At 73.6% G+C, this 14,764-nt stretch carries 13 protein-coding genes; 6 read left to right on the top strand and 7 right to left on the bottom strand.

Features of this window, described 5'->3' with window-relative positions; genetic code table 11:
• Nucleotides 1–217 precede the first annotated feature (217 nt).
• Nucleotides 218–1,798: a sigma 54-interacting transcriptional regulator gene (locus I3V78_RS38315; RefSeq protein WP_204496105.1), complete on the top strand. Its 1,581-nt coding sequence runs from the start codon at nucleotides 218–220 to the stop codon at nucleotides 1,796–1,798.
• A 29-nt stretch (nucleotides 1,799–1,827) separates the two neighbouring features.
• Nucleotides 1,828–2,289: a hypothetical protein gene (locus I3V78_RS38310; protein WP_204496097.1), complete on the top strand. Its 462-nt coding sequence runs from the start codon at nucleotides 1,828–1,830 to the stop codon at nucleotides 2,287–2,289.
• A 9-nt stretch (nucleotides 2,290–2,298) separates the two neighbouring features.
• On the opposite strand, the gene I3V78_RS38305 is transcribed toward I3V78_RS38310, so the two are convergent.
• The 7 genes from I3V78_RS38305 to I3V78_RS38275 form a co-directional block, all read right to left on the bottom strand.
• On the bottom strand, nucleotides 2,299–5,592 hold the full coding sequence (locus I3V78_RS38305) for a protein kinase domain-containing protein (protein WP_204496095.1): 3,294 nt from the start codon (nucleotides 5,590–5,592) through the stop codon (nucleotides 2,299–2,301).
• 104 nt (nucleotides 5,593–5,696) lie between these two features.
• Complete coding sequence (locus tag I3V78_RS38300) at nucleotides 5,697–6,377, bottom strand: helix-turn-helix transcriptional regulator (RefSeq protein ID WP_338023865.1); 681 nt, start codon at nucleotides 6,375–6,377, stop codon at nucleotides 5,697–5,699.
• A gap of 209 nt (nucleotides 6,378–6,586) precedes the next feature.
• Nucleotides 6,587–6,994, bottom strand: a complete 408-nt coding sequence (locus I3V78_RS38295; RefSeq protein WP_204496084.1) for a helix-turn-helix domain-containing protein — start codon at nucleotides 6,992–6,994, stop codon at nucleotides 6,587–6,589.
• Between the two features lie 289 nt (nucleotides 6,995–7,283).
• A complete protein-coding gene (locus I3V78_RS38290; RefSeq protein ID WP_204496082.1) occupies nucleotides 7,284–7,997 on the bottom strand; it encodes a hypothetical protein in 714 nt (237 codons plus the stop codon).
• An 8-nt stretch (nucleotides 7,998–8,005) separates the two neighbouring features.
• The gene (locus I3V78_RS38285) at nucleotides 8,006–8,593 is read right to left on the bottom strand and encodes an NYN domain-containing protein (protein WP_204496080.1); all 588 of its coding nucleotides are present in this window, start codon (nucleotides 8,591–8,593) and stop codon (nucleotides 8,006–8,008) included.
• Between the two features lie 111 nt (nucleotides 8,594–8,704).
• The gene (locus tag I3V78_RS38280; protein WP_204496078.1) at nucleotides 8,705–9,460 is read right to left on the bottom strand and encodes a hypothetical protein; all 756 of its coding nucleotides are present in this window, start codon (nucleotides 9,458–9,460) and stop codon (nucleotides 8,705–8,707) included.
• Nucleotides 9,457–9,834 (bottom strand): hypothetical protein, encoded by a 378-nt coding sequence (locus I3V78_RS38275; protein ID WP_204496075.1) that lies wholly within the window; start codon nucleotides 9,832–9,834, stop codon nucleotides 9,457–9,459. The genes I3V78_RS38280 and I3V78_RS38275 overlap by 4 nt, the downstream gene beginning before the upstream one ends.
• A gap of 232 nt (nucleotides 9,835–10,066) precedes the next feature.
• Between I3V78_RS38275 and I3V78_RS38270 the strand changes: the two genes are divergently transcribed.
• The 4 genes from I3V78_RS38270 to I3V78_RS38255 all read left to right on the top strand — a co-directional run bounded on the left by I3V78_RS38270 (nucleotide 10,067) and on the right by I3V78_RS38255 (nucleotide 14,690).
• Complete coding sequence (locus I3V78_RS38270; RefSeq protein ID WP_204496073.1) at nucleotides 10,067–10,651, top strand: hypothetical protein; 585 nt, start codon at nucleotides 10,067–10,069, stop codon at nucleotides 10,649–10,651.
• Between the two features lie 237 nt (nucleotides 10,652–10,888).
• Nucleotides 10,889–12,541, top strand: a complete 1,653-nt coding sequence (locus tag I3V78_RS38265) for a HEAT repeat domain-containing protein (RefSeq protein ID WP_204496071.1) — start codon at nucleotides 10,889–10,891, stop codon at nucleotides 12,539–12,541.
• Between the two features lie 52 nt (nucleotides 12,542–12,593).
• The gene (locus tag I3V78_RS38260) at nucleotides 12,594–13,553 is read left to right on the top strand and encodes a ParA family protein (RefSeq protein ID WP_204496069.1); all 960 of its coding nucleotides are present in this window, start codon (nucleotides 12,594–12,596) and stop codon (nucleotides 13,551–13,553) included.
• A gap of 36 nt (nucleotides 13,554–13,589) precedes the next feature.
• Entirely contained in the window at nucleotides 13,590–14,690 is a 1,101-nt protein-coding gene (locus I3V78_RS38255; protein WP_204496067.1) for an extensin-like protein, read from the top strand.
• Nucleotides 14,691–14,764: the final 74 nt, after the last annotated feature.

Genomic DNA, 14,764 nt, shown 5'->3' with positions numbered 1-14,764 from the left:
TTCCTGGGTCCTCGTCGGCGCGACGTGCACCGACGCGGAACGTCCGAATTGCAACGCCGGGGCCAGCCCGGCCGGGGCGGGGGCTCCGAGGGAGGCGGCCGCGCGCGGGCCCTGCACCCCGGGTCCGGCCCCGTTTTCACGCGTGGACGCGGGAGGATTCACGCGTGAATCCGGTCCCCCGCCGTGTCCCCCGGGCCGGGTATAGACTCGGGCGCGCGTGCCCCCCCTTCCGGACATCTCCACCGCGAACGCCCTCCCGGGCCGCGAGGGCGAGCCGACCCCCGTCCTCGTCCCCGCGCTGACCATTGCCTCGCACCCCGTGTCCCGCCGCGTGGGCGAGCGGCTCTTGCTGTCCGCCCTGGCCTCGGGCCGCGCGGTGGAGGTGTCGCGCAACGAGCCCTTCTTCCTGCGGCCGGGCCAGGCCCTGGGCGCGCACCTGTCCGACCCGTGCGTGAGCCGTCGGCCCCTGGTCTTCTCGCCGGGCGCGGACGGCGGGGTGCGGGTGGATCCCGGTCCCAGCCGGCAGACGGCCGTGGCGGGCCGGACGCTCGAGGCGCCGTGGGAGTTCTCCGCCGAGCAGGTGGCCGCGGGCGTACCGCTGGAGCTGGCCGGGCGCGTGGTGCTGATGTTGCACCAGGCGGACCCCACGATGCGGGACGCGGCCGAGGCCCTGGGCATGGTGGGCACCAGTGTGGGGTTGCAGCGCGTGCGCCGGCTCGTGGAGCAGGTGGCGGACCTGGACGTGCCGGTGCTCATCCGGGGTGAGACGGGCTCGGGCAAGGAGCTCATCGCGCGGGCGCTGCACGCGCGGAGTCCGCGCAAGGACAAGCCCTTCGTGAGCGTGAACCTGGGGGCCATTCCCCGGGAGCTGGCCGCCGCCGAGCTGTTCGGCGCGCGCAAGGGGGCCTTCACCGGCGCGGTGCGCGACCAGGAGGGCTTCATGCAGGCGGCGCACGGGGGCACGCTCTTCCTCGACGAGGTGGGCGAGGCGCCGCCCGAGGTGCAGGTCATGCTCCTGCGGGTGCTGGAGACGGGGGAGGTGTTCCGCGTGGGCGACCGCGCGCCCTTCTCCGTGGACGTGCGCCTGGTGGCGGCCACGGACGCGGCGCTCGAGCAGCGCATCCAGGACGGCCGCTTCAAGGCGCCCCTGTTGCACCGGCTGGCGGGCTTCTCCATCCGCGTGCCGCCGCTGCGCGAGCGGCGCGAGGACATCGGGCCGCTCTTCCACCACTTCGCGCGCAAGGAATTGGAGACGCTCGGCGAGGCCCGGCGCCTGGAGCCCGAGGACGCCCTGGCCGAGCCGTGGCTGCCCGTGGCGCTGGCGGTGCGGCTGCTGGGGCATGACTGGCCCGGCAACATCCGGCAGCTGCGCAACGTGGCGCGCCAGCTCGTGATTGGGGGCCGGGGTCGGGCGCGCCTGGAGATGGACGCCCAGCTCGAGCAGGAGCTGGCGCCCGTGGCGAGCGTGCTACCCGGAGGCCCGGCCCCCGCGGCCCCGTCCCCGCGGCGCAAGCCCGCCGACATCCCCGAGGAGGAGCTGCTCGCCACGCTGCGCGCCTGTGAGTGGGACTTCCAGGCCGCCGCGGACCGGCTGGGCATCCACCGCACGTCCATCTACCACCGGATCGAGCGCGGCACCCTGCTGCGCACCGCGGGGGAGCTGGGCGTGGAGGAGCTCACCCGGTGCCATCGGGAGTGCGGGGGGGATCTGGACGCGATGGTGCGGCGGCTCGAGGTGTCCAGGCGGGCGCTGGGCCGTCGCCTCAAGGAACTGGGGCTGCGCTCCACGTCGGAGTGAGCCCGTCGTCAAGGAGGAGCACGGTGCGCATGTCGAGAAGCGGGAGCGTGTTGGGATGGGCCCTGGTGGTCGGCGCGGGACTGGCGTGTCGGAGCACCGCGCCGGGCGGGCCCGCCGAGGGCTCGCGGGAGCGCCTGGAGTGCCCCGCGCGGCTGATGGCCCCCCAGACGTCGCTGACCTACACGCTGTCGTGTGAGGGCTTCGCGCCCAAGGACCAGCGCCTCCAATCGGGAGCCCAGGTGACGTTCGTGTCGGCGTGCGAGCGCCCGGTCTCGCTGCATGTGGGCGGCACCGGCTCGCCGTTCACCAGTGGGGCGACCACCATCCTGCTCAAGGACTCGGGCGCCACGCAGGTGGAGACGGTGGGCCCGACGGGCGGCTGTCACTCGCTGTGCTTCGGCGTCGCCGATTGCGAGGAGGATGGCCGGGACTCGAAGACCGGGAGCCTGGACGTGCACACGAGCGGAGGTCTGGAGCCCGCCCGGCCGTAGGCTTGGCGCTCAGGGCCCGGAGGACTGGCCGCGCCACCAGCGCGCCCGATGCGGGTTGGCCGCGAGCACCTTCGCGGTGAGCGCGGCGTCGGGCGTGCGCAGCGCCTCCAGCAGGCTGGCCTTGAGCCACAGCGCCTCCGTCCACGTGGGGCGCGCGGCGAGCAGCGCCTCGGCGAGGGTCAGGCCGCGCTGGAGCGTCGGGGCCGCGTCCTGGCCCGAGGCGCGCAGCCAGCGTCCCCGCTCGCGCTCCAGGTGCCCGAGCGCGAGCCGGTAGTCCGCGTTGCGCGGCGCGAGCTGGACCGCCTTCTCGTGCGCCCGGGTCGCCCGATCGAAGGCCTCGCCCGTGTCCGGGGCCCGACGCCGACCCTGTAAGCGCGCCTGGAGGGCATGGACCTCGCCCTGGTGGAACCAGGCCTGGGCCTCGTCGGCGTGGCGCTGGAAGGCCTGGGTGAGCGCCTCCTGGGCCTGGGCGAGCAGCGCCTGGGGGTCTCCGCCGTGCTCCAGGACGAAGGCCGCGCGCTGGACGCGGACCTTGGCCAGGTTGGCCCAGGGCGTCGCCTGACCGGGCAGCAGGGTCACGGCGCGCAGGTACTCCGCCTCGGCCGCCCGGGCCTCGGCGCTCGGGTCCTCCCCCTGGAGCAGCCGGTAGCCGGCGCGCGCGGCATGGACCTCGCCCGCGTTGTTCTGTCCCCAGCCCTGGCCGGGGGCCACCTCCACGGCCCGCGCGTACGCCGCCTGGGCCCGGGCGAGCAGGGGCTCGGGGTCCTCGCCGCGCTCCCACGCCTCGCGGCCCTGCTCCGCGAAGGCCATGCCCTGGCCGTTGTGCAGCGGGGCCACGCGGGGGTTGATGTCGAGGCCGCGCTGGAAGTGCGCCGCCGCGGTGACGAGCGCGGGCCGGGCATCCGCGCCGGTCTGGCGCAGCCAGGTGGCTCGCTCGAACTCCAGGGTGCCGCCGAGGAACCACGCCACGAAGTTGCGCGGGTTGAGGGCCTGGGCGCGCTCCAGGGCCCGCCGGGCCTGCTCCAAATCCTCCTCGGGCCGGGCCGTGCTCGCGAGCCCCGCGTGCTTGAGCCACGCCTGGCCCAGGTTGATCCACGCGTCCGGCAGCCGCTCGTCCAGCGCGATGGCCCGCTGGTACGCCGCGATGGCCTCGGTGAGAGGGGCGGAGGGATCGCCCCCCGTGGCCTCCGTGTGGTCCACCCAGACGCGGAACAGTAGACCGCGCAGGGCGTGGAACTCGTAGTCGCGCTCCGCTTCGGGAATGGGCTCGAGCACCTCGAGGGCCTGGCGCAGCACGGGTCCGGGCTCCAGTCCCCGGCCCTGGAGCGAGCGCGCGCGGCGCAACAGGCCCTGCGCCAGCTCGCGGCGGGAGGGCGTGTGGCCGGGGGCGAGGGCGAGGGCGGCGCGCGCGGCGGTGAGGGCCTGGTCGAGCGGGGCCTCCGCGTCGGCGCCCTGGTTGAGCCGGAACTCCGCCAGCCGGTTGTGGAAGCGCGCCTCGCGAAAGCGCGCCTCGGGCGAGTCCGGCGCCACCGCGGCCATGCGCGCCACGGCCTCCAGGCCGCGCGTATAGGCGGGGAGGATGTCGCCCCGGCTGTAGAGCTCCAGGACCAGCTCGGTGTACTCGAGCCGCGCCAGGGACTCGTGCACCGCAGGCAGGCTCTCGGCGGTGGCGGCGGCGGCGCGCAGGGCCTCCCGGCCGGCCGTGAGGTCCGCGCGGGCCCCGTCCGTGTCGCCCCGGTTCCAGCGGTGCCGGGCCCGGAGCATGAGCAGATCGCCCCGGAGCTGGAGCCCCTCGTGGAACCAGGGGCGTCCGGGGCCCTCCGCGTCGAGCCGGCGCAGGGCCTCGTCGAGCCGCTCCTCGTGGAAGTCCAACAGCGCCGCCATGTACCCGGCCGAGGGCACCTCGGCGCCCGCGCCGCGCCGTGACCACTCCAGGGCGGGCGCGCGGTAGCGCTCCTGGAGCGCGCGCCGGGCCGACTCGCGCCGCTCGGGCGAGGGGAGGTTCTCCGCCTCCAGGAGCTGTTCGCGGTAGAGCCCCCCGAGCACCAGGGCCAGGGTCCAGGCGACGCGCGGTTCGTGGAAGCCCTGGGCCCACGCGCGCTCCAGTCGCTCGCGGGCCTGGTGCGGGTCGCCGAGCGCCAGCGCGCCGCGTCCGAGCGCGTAGTGGCCCGCGGCCTGGACGGTGTCGTCCGCCCGGTGGATCTCCTCCTCCAGCGAGGCCATGGCGCGGCGCAGCTCGGCGCGATCGGCGCGCACGTCGTGCAGGCGCGACAGGGCGGAGTAACGGGCCTGGGCCTCGATGTGCTCCACGCGCTCGGTGAAGTGGCGGATGAGCCGCTCGCGCGCGGCGGCGCGCTGGCGAGCCACCGCGGTCCAGCCCAGGGCGCCCGTCACCGCCACGAGCGCCACCGCCGCCGCGCCCACGGCCACCCGGTGCCGGCGCACGTGCTTGCGCAGCCGGTAGGCCCAGCCAGGGGCGCGCGCACGGACGGGCTCGCCCACGAGGAAGCGCTCCAGGTCCTCGGCGAGCGCGTGGGCCGAGTCGTACCGGGCCGCGCGGTCCTTCTCCAGGCACGTGAGGACGATGGCCTCCAGGTCCTCGGGCAGGCCGGGCGCGAGCGCGCGGGGCGGGCGGGGCTCCACGGTGGGGATGCGGCTGAGCACCTCCAGCCCGTTGTCGCCGGAGATGGGGACGTGGCCGGTGAGCAGTTGGTAGAGCGTGGCGCCCAGGCTGTAGACGTCCGCGCGGCGATCCAGGCGGCCCACCTCGCCCCGGGCCTGCTCGGGGGACATGTACTGCGGCGTGCCCAGCACGGAGCCGGTGGCGGTGGCGCCGGTGGCCGTGCCGTCATGGGCCAGGCCGAAGTCCATGACGTAGGCCTTGAGCCGGCCGTCCTCGGTGCGCTCGACCAGGATGTTGCCCGGCTTGAGGTCGCGGTGGATGAGCCCGGCGCGGTGGGCGGCGTGCACGCCCCGGCAGGCGTCGCGCATCACCTGGACCGTCTGCTCCACGGTGAGCTGGCCCACGAGCTGCCCGAGCGGCACGCCGTCGATGAACTGCATGGCGATGTAGGGGCGGCCGTCCACCTCGGCCACCTCGTGCACCTGGCAGACGCTCTCGTGGGCGACGCGGGCCTGGGCGCGCGCCTCGGACAGGAAGCGGCGCGACAGGTCGCCGTCCTCGCCCTTGACGAACTTGATGGCCACGTGCCGGCGCAGGCGCGGATCGTAGGCGAGGAACACCTGGCCCATGCCACCCTGGCCCAGCAGGCGCAGGCCCTGGTAGCGCTCCCAGCCCGGCACGGGAAACACCGGCGTGGCGGAGGAGGAAGACGTACGGGGGGGCGAGTGGGGATCGACCGTGGGGGCGCCCGGTGGTCCCGAGTCATGCGTCCCGTCCACCGCGCTCAGGCCCCGGGCTTGTTCTTGGCGCGCCAGACGCTGGGGGACTCGCCGGTGTACTTGCGAAACAGGCTGCTGAAGTGTTGCAGCGAGGCGCAGCCCACCTCGGCGGCCACCGCCGTGAGCTTGGCGTCGCTCGCCAGCAGCAGGGACTGGGCGGTGCGCACCTGCACCATGTTGAACTCGGCCTGGAAGGACGTGCCCGTGTCGCGCAGGCGGCGCTGGAGCGTGCGCTCGGACATGCCCATCTCCCGCGCCACGTCCGCCAGGTTGAGCTCCTCGCACAGCTTGGGGCGCATCACCCGGTGCAGCTCGCCGATGAGCGGCGACTGGCCCTGTTGCTGGAGCACCAGCGCGTCCAGCTCCGAGAGCAGCCCGCGCGCCTCGGTCTCGGTGCGGCCCAGCCAGCTCAGGCCCTCCAGGGGGTCGGCGAAGGCACGGGTGGGATAGCTGGAACTCACCAGGCTGTAGAAGCCGCCCACCACCGCGCCCGCCAGCCCCTCGGGGCGCACCAGGGCCTGCTTGCGCACCGTCTGGGCGAAGCCGGAGATGCGCGGGGCCATGTACTTCACCAGCACGGACAGCCCGCTGGGGTCTGGCGCCTCGATGCGCCGCGCATCCACGAGCGACACGTGCGGCTGGGCCGGGGCCAGCTCCACGTCCAGCACCGAGGTGAGCCGGGAGATCTGCGCCTCGCCGGGCCGACCCCAGACCGTGAAGCCGCACAGCTCGGGTGAGGCGTACCAGTGGATGAAGTTCTCTCCGGCCAGATACCGGCCGAAGGGCTCTTGAAGGTAGTCGTCCAGTCCATCCGCGGGGCGCACGGACCGGAGCATAGCCTCCCCCGCGCCCTGGAGCCCTCCCTCCTGAGGGGGGAGGGCGACCCGGCGGCGGTTCACTCCTCCCGCCGCAGGGTGGCGGCCACGAGGGCCAGGGCCTTGAGTTGTTCAGCAGTGAGCTTGCGGACATGCCGCATCAGCCGCCGCATCTCGGGGCCCTCCTCCTCGGGCGGCGCGGGGGCCTCCGTCCACGCGGGCGGACGGGCCATGTCGAGCGACAGAAGCGCGTCCGCCGGCAGCCGCAGCGCCAGGCACAACCGGCGCAGCGTGGGCACGCTCGGCATGAGCAGGCCCCGCTCCAGTCGTCCATACACCTCGGTCGCCAGTCCAATGCGCTCGGCCACGTCGGCCTGGGTCAGCGCCTCGCGCTTGCGCGCGCCCCGGGCCGTGTCGCCCAGCGCTCGGGCCAGCTTCTGCTTGCTCTCGTGCTTCCCTCGGGGGGCCACCACCCTCTTCGGCACCATGCTGCTTCCACCTCCGGTCCAACCTCCGGAGTTATATGACTTCGGAGGTAATATGTCAGCGGGAAACTTCCGAAGTAGTCCCCGCGCGCGTGACTCGGCGAAAAACAATGCCCCCCAAGGGCTGCCAGGCACCTTGGAGGGCATCGCCGAGAGTGGGCGCCGCGCACGAGCACGGCACCCCGTTCTCAGGGGGGCACGGAGGGGCACCGCTGGCAGTCGGCGCGATCCGTGAATCTGACTTTAGAGGTCATCTCACCACGGAGGTCACATCGCCGCAAGGCGATGCCCGTCACGGGGTGAGGGACTGGGGCGGCCGGGGCTCGGCCTTGGAGGGCAGGTAACACTTGCCCGCGTGCTCCGTCGTCTTGCCGCAAGGCGGGCGCCTGGAGAGCTCCACCCAGCAGCCGCCCTGGATCTCCACCTCGGCCCACTCCGACTTGCAGGGGGGCTTCGCCTGGTCCGGATAGGGCTTGGAGGGCAGGGGGTCGGCGAGCTGTGTCCGAGCGAAGTGCCGCTCGGCGGTGAGGTGTTGCTCGTGTGAGGCGCTGCCCGGCCAGAAGAGCACCGCGAGCGCGAGGGCGCAGACGGCGTGGCCGAGTCGGCGCAGGCGGGGGCGCCAGCGGGCGAGGTGGCGCGCGTCGCGGGGCAGGGTGCCGGTGAGGTGGTGCAGGGCGTCCGGGCGGCCCTCGAAGGCGGCGAACACGCCCGCGAGCCGGTGGAACAGCAGCGTCAATTCCGCGGCGGACTCGGGGCTGGCCTCGGGGGCGCGCTCCACCTCGGCGGCGAGGAACGGGGGCGAGTGCGAGCCCTGGGCGCTCACCCGCCAGTCCCGGGTGGGGGCCCACGACTCGTCCTTGTCGGGCACGACCACGAGCGCCGAGGCGCCCGTCTCCACGTGGTGGGCCTCGTAGACGCGGCCCAGGTCAGGCGGCACGCGCCGGTAGCGGCGGCCCACGTGGTAGGGGCCGAGCTTGCCTCCATTCCACCGGGGCGTGTCGCCCATGGGACCTCTTAGAGGAAGCCGGCCGCGTCGAAGTCGTCCACGCGGATGGGCAGCAGCCGGGGCAGGGGACGCTGGAAGACCTTGGCGTCCATCTCCAGGTCGAGGATCTCCAGGCCCGCGGGCACGAACTCGCGGAAGCGCTGGCTCACGTACTCGCGCAGACCCAGCAGCGTCACCTTGCGCTTCTCGTCCAGGAGCGGGCGCAGGGCGGCGGCGAAGTCGCTGCCGTCGTGGCTGGCGAGCACCACGTGGGCGCCCGGCTTGGTGGTGCGGATGGCCTCCAGCAACTTCAGGATGCCGATGTCCACCACCTTCTGCTCGGGGCGGCCGTGCAGCAGCACGACCTCGCAGCCCGCGGTCTTGAGCGCGCGCACGAAGCCGATCATCACGTCCGGCAGCTGCTCGCCCCGGGCGTTGAGCACCACGATGCAGCGCGCGGGGGTGGGGAAGCGCGACTCGCAGAACGCCACCAGGCGATCGAACTGCACGCGATCCTGGGGCTCCGGCTTGCGTCCCACGACGTTGGACACGGCCCAATCGATGTTCTCCGCATCGATGAGGACGTAGGTGGAGGCGGAACGGCTCGGTTGCGTCATGGCGAGGACCATAGCCCCGTGGCCCGACGCGCGTGGGCTTTCTTGGAGTCCGAGCCCTGGGACCGCGCGCCAAGTGTCAGGGGAAAATGACTCCAGGTAGAACCCGAGACATCAAGATCGGGCGTCCAGCCGCTTCTGTAGCCAGAGGACCAGGGCGCTCGCGCGCTCCTCCAAGCCCCAGTCCACGATGGTTTCCTGGCGGGGCTCGCCGCGCTCGTCCAGGTAGGTGATCGTGGGCCGGTGGCGCGTGGAGGGGTGACCCTCGGCATCCCGGTGGATGTGTCGCTCCAGGGTGATGCGCTGGATGCGGGCGCAGTCGAGCTCCAGCCGGTGGCCCCGCTCGAAGATGCCCTCGGCGTTGCGGATGGGCGGCAGGGACAGCCGCCGGGTGTGCCCATCGAGGATGAGATCCAGGCCGCCCGAGCGCATGCGGGCCTCCGCCCGCCAGGTGAAGAGGGTTCCCGCGCCGAGCGTGACGAGCCAGCAGCCGAGCGCGAGGGGAAAGCCGGGCGCGAAGCCCGTGGCGGCGCCCACGAGGGAGTGCAGCACGAGCGCGCTGGTGCACGTGATGCTCCAGCCGATGACCGCGGGGCTCAGGTCGTTGAGCGTGACATGGGTCCGGCCGCGCACGGTGAACGCGGCCACGTGGGCCCGCTGTCCTCGCGCGTAATAGACGAGCACGTACCCGCCGAGCAGGACGAGCAGCGTGAGGCCCGCCACGAAGAGCAGCCGCAGCAGCGCCGGGCCGTCCGGGCCGTTCATGAGCGCGTACGCCAGGTCGCCGTTGAAGAACAGGATGAGGCGCAGCGTGAACGCCAGCCAGAGGGGCAGCGACAGGAGGAAGGCCAGGAGCCGGGGCGGGGTCATTCGAGTTGCAGGCCGCAGTCGGAGCAGGCGCCTTCCTGGAGGGGCGCGGCCGTGCCACAGGCGGGGCAGGGCAGCTCCCCCTCGTCGGGCACCGCGAGCAGCGCGGCCCCCGCGGGCACCAGGCCCTCGCGCGCGAGGCTGTCGCGCCAGTGGCGCTGGAGCAGGGCCTCCACCCGGGGCGCGTCCTCGGGGCGCACGAGCACCTGGAACTTCGGAGAGCAGGAGGGCTTGCTGCACGCCTCGCGGTGGACGAGCGCGGGCAGGCCCTCGGCGAGGCACGTGTCCACGAGGCGTCGGGCGTCGGCGAGGGGCAGCTCCCGGCACGGCACCACGTCCGTCTCGGAGAGGACCCGCTGGGCATCTTGAGGAGTCATGCCCCGCAGTGAAGCGCAGTCCCGGGGGGTCCGTCACCCGGAGGATGGGGACGCACGTCACCAGGCGATGACTGTTGTCACCACCCGGAGTGCGGGCCACCGCTTCGTAAACCCCCGGAATCACGAGGAGGACGCGGGGACCGAGGGGGCGGTGGGGCTGGCACGGGCGGTGCAGTCTCCCCTGTCATCGCAAGGGCGGAACCCCACCGCGCTTCCCGCAAAGGACACGACCATGAAGATCAAGGGCTTCTCCTCCTCGCCGATCTCCCCCAAGTCTGGTTCCTCCCTCGACGCCCCCAAGTCGCCCACGCAGACCCTGACGGCCCCCAAGGCCGACCTCCTCCCGACGAACAAGCCGGGCGGGTTCAGCCCCGGCGCCTCGTCCTTCTCGCCCCGGACGGTCAACCCGCACCTGGCCAACCCGTCGCTCGCCGGCCAGATGCGGCCGCAGATCTCCCAGCAGGCGCAGCAGAACCCGAGCTTCTACGGCTCGCTGGTGGGCGGCGTGAACAACGCCCTGCAGCGCACGGGCTTCGGCATCTCGCCCGCCTCGCACCACAGCGTGATGAACAACCTGCAGCAGGTGAGCTCGGGCCAGATGTCGCAGGGCACCGCGCACTTCAACGAGGCGGGCACCTTCGCCCAGGACGCCTTCCAGAGCTTCCGGCACGGCAAGGTGGGCCAGGGCATGATGGAGTCCTTCGGCGCGGGCGTGAACACCTTCGGCGGCACGGGCATGTCCCTGCTCCAGGGTCTGAGCAGCCCCAAGCTCTCCACGCCGACCCCGGCGGAGCTGAGCGGCAACAGCCCCTGGTAGTCCGCGCGGGACATGCGCCGAGGCCGAGAATTCGGCCCCGGCGCCGTTGTCAATCCCCCGTGGACCCTGGCTCGGGGGAAAGTCTCAACCATTTCAGGGGTTTACCTCGCTCGAAATTGTGGCATAGGGTGCGCCCTCCCGGGGGTTATCCGCTCGGGACCCGGCGCCGCGCGTGTTTCCCAGGCACGCACGGCCCACCGAGGGGCCCCGCAGTGACGAGGGAGGGCATTTCAGGCCGTGAGTGACGAGCGTCCGGACGCGCTGCTCAGAAGCGCACTCGAGAAGATTGTCTATTTCGAGGCCCGTGCGGAACAGCTCCATCACGAGCTGACGTCCACGCGCGCGGAGCTGGAGCACCTCAAGCGCGAGGTGGCGCTGTCCGAGCAGCGCGAGCTGGAGCTGCGCAGCGAGCTGGCGCAGATGGAGGTGCGCATGGGCCGCGTGGGCACCGAGCGCGAGGAGCTCACCCGCGTCAACCAGGCCTTGCGCACCGAGCGCGGCCAGCTGCTCGGCAAGCTCCTGGAGGCCAGCCGCATCCGCGCCTCGGGGCGGCCCGAGCGGGACGAAGACGACGAGGACGGGCTGGGGATCGACCTGGCGTCCTTCATCTCCCAGCTGCGCAGCGAGGTGCTCGAGCGGCCCGGACAGTCGGGGCCCGGGCCCAAGTACCCCTGGCCCTCGGCGGTGGAGGCGGCGCGCGCTCCGGCGGCGGCCGAGGGGGTCGCCGCGCCGGTGCCGGTGCCCGTCCCCGTGCCCGTGGCGGTGCCCGCGCTGGCCACGGTGGGCGCGCCGGCGGCCGGGGCGTCGGCCTCGTCCGTGGTGCAGCACGCGTGGCGGCTGCAGCAGGAGGGGCGGCTCGCGGTGAGCGCCGGGCAGCTCGCGGAGCTGTCCGGCACGGGCGCCGGGGACGAGTCGCTGTTCGGCTTCTCCGTGCGCGAGCTGTCCGCGCCGGACGCCACCTCGCGCGTGCGCGCCGCCGAGCGGCTCAAGGCCCTGGGCCAGCCGGCCGCCGCGCCCGCCCTGGCCAGCGCCCTGCACGCCGAGGACACGCCCAGCGTGCAGGTGGCGCTCCTGGCGGCCTTCGCCGAGGTGGGCAAGGAGCAGGGCGCCTCGGTGGTGTCCCCGCTGCTCTCCTCGCGGGTGCCCGAGGTGCGCATCGCCGCGCTCAAGGCGCTGCTGTCGCTCTCGCCCCAGGAGGCCGCGCCGCACCTGGCCCAGGCGGTGAAGGACCCGGACCGGGGCGTGCGCCGGCGCGCCTCGCTCCTGGCGCTCGGCCTGGAGGGGGAGAACTCGCGGCGCCTGGGCGAGGAGGCCATCCACGACCCGGACGTCGAGGTGCGCAGCCTCGCCGCCCTGGCGCTCGGCGCGGGCAGCGGCGAGTCCGCGCGCACCCTGCTGCTCGAGGCCCTCAAGGACTCCGAGGTGCGCGTGCGCCGCGCCGCCGCGCAGAGCCTGGGCCGCATCCTCGGCCAGGACGTGTCCGCGGTGGTGGAGCTGGACGAGGGCCGCCGCCGCCGGGAGATCCGCCGGCTCGCCACGCTGCCCGTGCACCCCGTGCGGGCCACGCTCACGCCCCGGGTGGCGCCCCCGCGCGCCGTCGCGCTCGCCCCGGCACCTGCACCGGCTCCGGTCGCCCCACCCAAGGCCGCCCCCGTGCCTACCCCGGCCGCCGCGGTCGCACCCCGTCCCACCGTGCGCGCCGCCCCCTCGCCCGTGGAAGCGTTGTGTGCTCCCCTGTTGGCGGAAATCCGCGTGGCCATCCGGGGGCGGTCCCTGGGAGAACTGGCCACCAGCATCCGGTCCACGCCCGAATTGGCCCAGGAGGCGCTCGCCCTGTTGGTGGCCAGGGGCTCGGTCGTGCGCAGAGGTCACAAATACTTCGCCTCTTGAGGCAAGGTATGACCCCCGTCCCAGGTTGGCGAAGGGTTCTTGAAGGGTTCTCATGGATGCGCCGACGTACAGTCCCAAGCAGGTCGCCGAGCTGCTCGGCCTGCCGCTGAAGTCCATCACTCCGGCGCTCAAGCAGGACAGCTACACGGGGGCCGAGGTGTGGGCGCTGCGCGAGCAGCACGGGCGCTTCCCGGAGCCCATGGGCCGCAGAAAGCAGCTCTTCCTCAACTTCAAGGGCGGCACGGGCAAGACGTCCCTGTCCACGTCCTACGCGTGGCGGCTGGCGGAGCTGGGCTACTCGGTGCTCATCATCGACCTGGACAGCCAGGGCCACGCCACCAAGTGCCTGGGCTACGAGGGCGAGGACTTCGACCAGACGCTGCTCAACGTCCTGGTGCGCAAGGCGCCCCTGTCCGAGGTCATCCAGAAGACGAGCCTGCCCAACCTGGACTTCGTGCCCTCCAACCTCACCATGTCCACGGTGGACCTGGCGCTCATGCCCATGGCGGGGCGCGAGTTCAAGCTGAGAAACGCCCTCAAGGAAGTGGAGGGCCGCTACGACGTCATCGTCTTCGACGCGCCGCCCTCCTTCGGCCTGCTCAACCTCAACGCCCTCATGGCGGCCAACGACCTGTTCGTCCCCGTGTTGGCCGACTTCCTGTCCTTTCACGGCCTCAAGCTGCTCTTCGAGACGGTGCAGGGCCTGGACGAGGACTTGAACCACGTGCTGGACCACGTGTTCATCGTGGTCAACTCCTTCAACGCCACCTTCCGGCTGGCCAAGGAGGCCCTGGAGGCGCTGCAGACGCACTACCCGGAGTTCCTGCTGCCCACCATCATCCGGCAGTGCACGAAGTTCGCCCAGGCCGCCAGCGAGGGCCGCCCCATCTTCGTGGCGGACCCCGGCTCCAAGGGGGCCACGGACATCGAGGCCCTCATCCAGCATGTGCTTCCGCGCTTGCGGGCGGGCGCGACACCCGGTAGCGGTACGGATGCGAAGCAGGCCGGTTGACGACCCCCACACCCCTTCCGCTATCAAGTCCGTCCAATGAAGAAGGCCTTCGAGCAGAACGTGTCCCGTGCCAAGCCGCGCCTGCGGCTGGGCGCCTTCACCGGTGTCGTGGACCCCGCGGCGTCCGAGGAGGCCTCGGAGGCCGAGTCGGCCCGGGAGCCGGAGGCCCTCGCCGAGCCGCGCCTCCCCGAGGCGGACGACGCCCCGAGCACGGCCGCCCAGGACCTGTCCGCCGAGGTGCGCGCCCGCATCGAGCGCTCGCGCGCCCCGCGGCCCACGGCCTCCGAGGTGCTGGACGCCGCCCTGCGCGCCTCCGCCGAGCAGCAGGCGCGTGACGCGGACGTGTCGGCCGTGGCCTCGGTCGCCTCGGTTCCGGCCGCCGCTCCGGCCGCCGCCCCCGTGGCCCGCGCCGAGCCCCCCGTGCACGAGGTGGAGGTGCAGACGCCCGCGCCGCCCGCCCCGGTCCCGGCCCGCGAGGAGATGGACACGCACGCCCGGCGCGAGCGCCTCAAGGAGCGCCTCAAGGCGGTGCGCGAGAACCCCCGCCCCGAGCCCCTGCCGGCCAGCGTCGCCGAGGCGGGCCTGCGCGCCGTGGAGCGCATCTCCACCCTCCAGGCCGAGCTCACCCGCTTCAAGGCCCTCAACCTCTCGCTCACCCAGGACCTGGAAGTCACTCGGCGCCAGTCGGAGAAGGCCACCGAGGAGGCCCGCCTGCGCATGGACGAGGCGCGGCGCCTGGCCAGCGAGGTGGAGGGCCGGGTGAAGCTCCTGGCCGACCTGGAGCGCGAATTGTCCTCGCTGGAGGGCGAGCGCGACGAGGCCCTCCTGTCCCTGCAGGAGGCGCGTCAGGCCATGCAGGCCGCCGCCGAGGAGCGCGCCACCCTGGAGAGCGCCGTGGTCGAGGCCAAGAAGGCCCTCGCCGACAGCCTCTCCGAGGAGGAGCGGCTCGCCGGGGAGCTGGAGATCGTGCAGGAGGAGACCGCCACCCTGCGCCGCACCGTGGACACCCTCCAGGGTGAGCGCGACGTGCTCGCCCAGCAGGTCGCCTCGCTGACCGCCGAGCGCGCCGAGCTGCTCGAGGCCCGCAAGGCGCTCGAGGCCGTGCACCGCGCCCTGAGCCACGCCGTCGCGCGCTAGGCCCGCCGTACCGGGCAGGCGGCCTGTCGTCATGGGTCCGGAGTCCACGTTGCCGGAGATGCTTGCTGTCCCGA

This window comes from Archangium primigenium (assembly GCF_016904885.1).
GTDB classification, from domain to species: Bacteria; Myxococcota; Myxococcia; order Myxococcales; family Myxococcaceae; genus Cystobacter; species Cystobacter primigenius.
The sequence above is the reverse complement of the archived record's forward strand: the minus strand, read 5'-3'. Positions and strand labels throughout refer to the sequence as shown.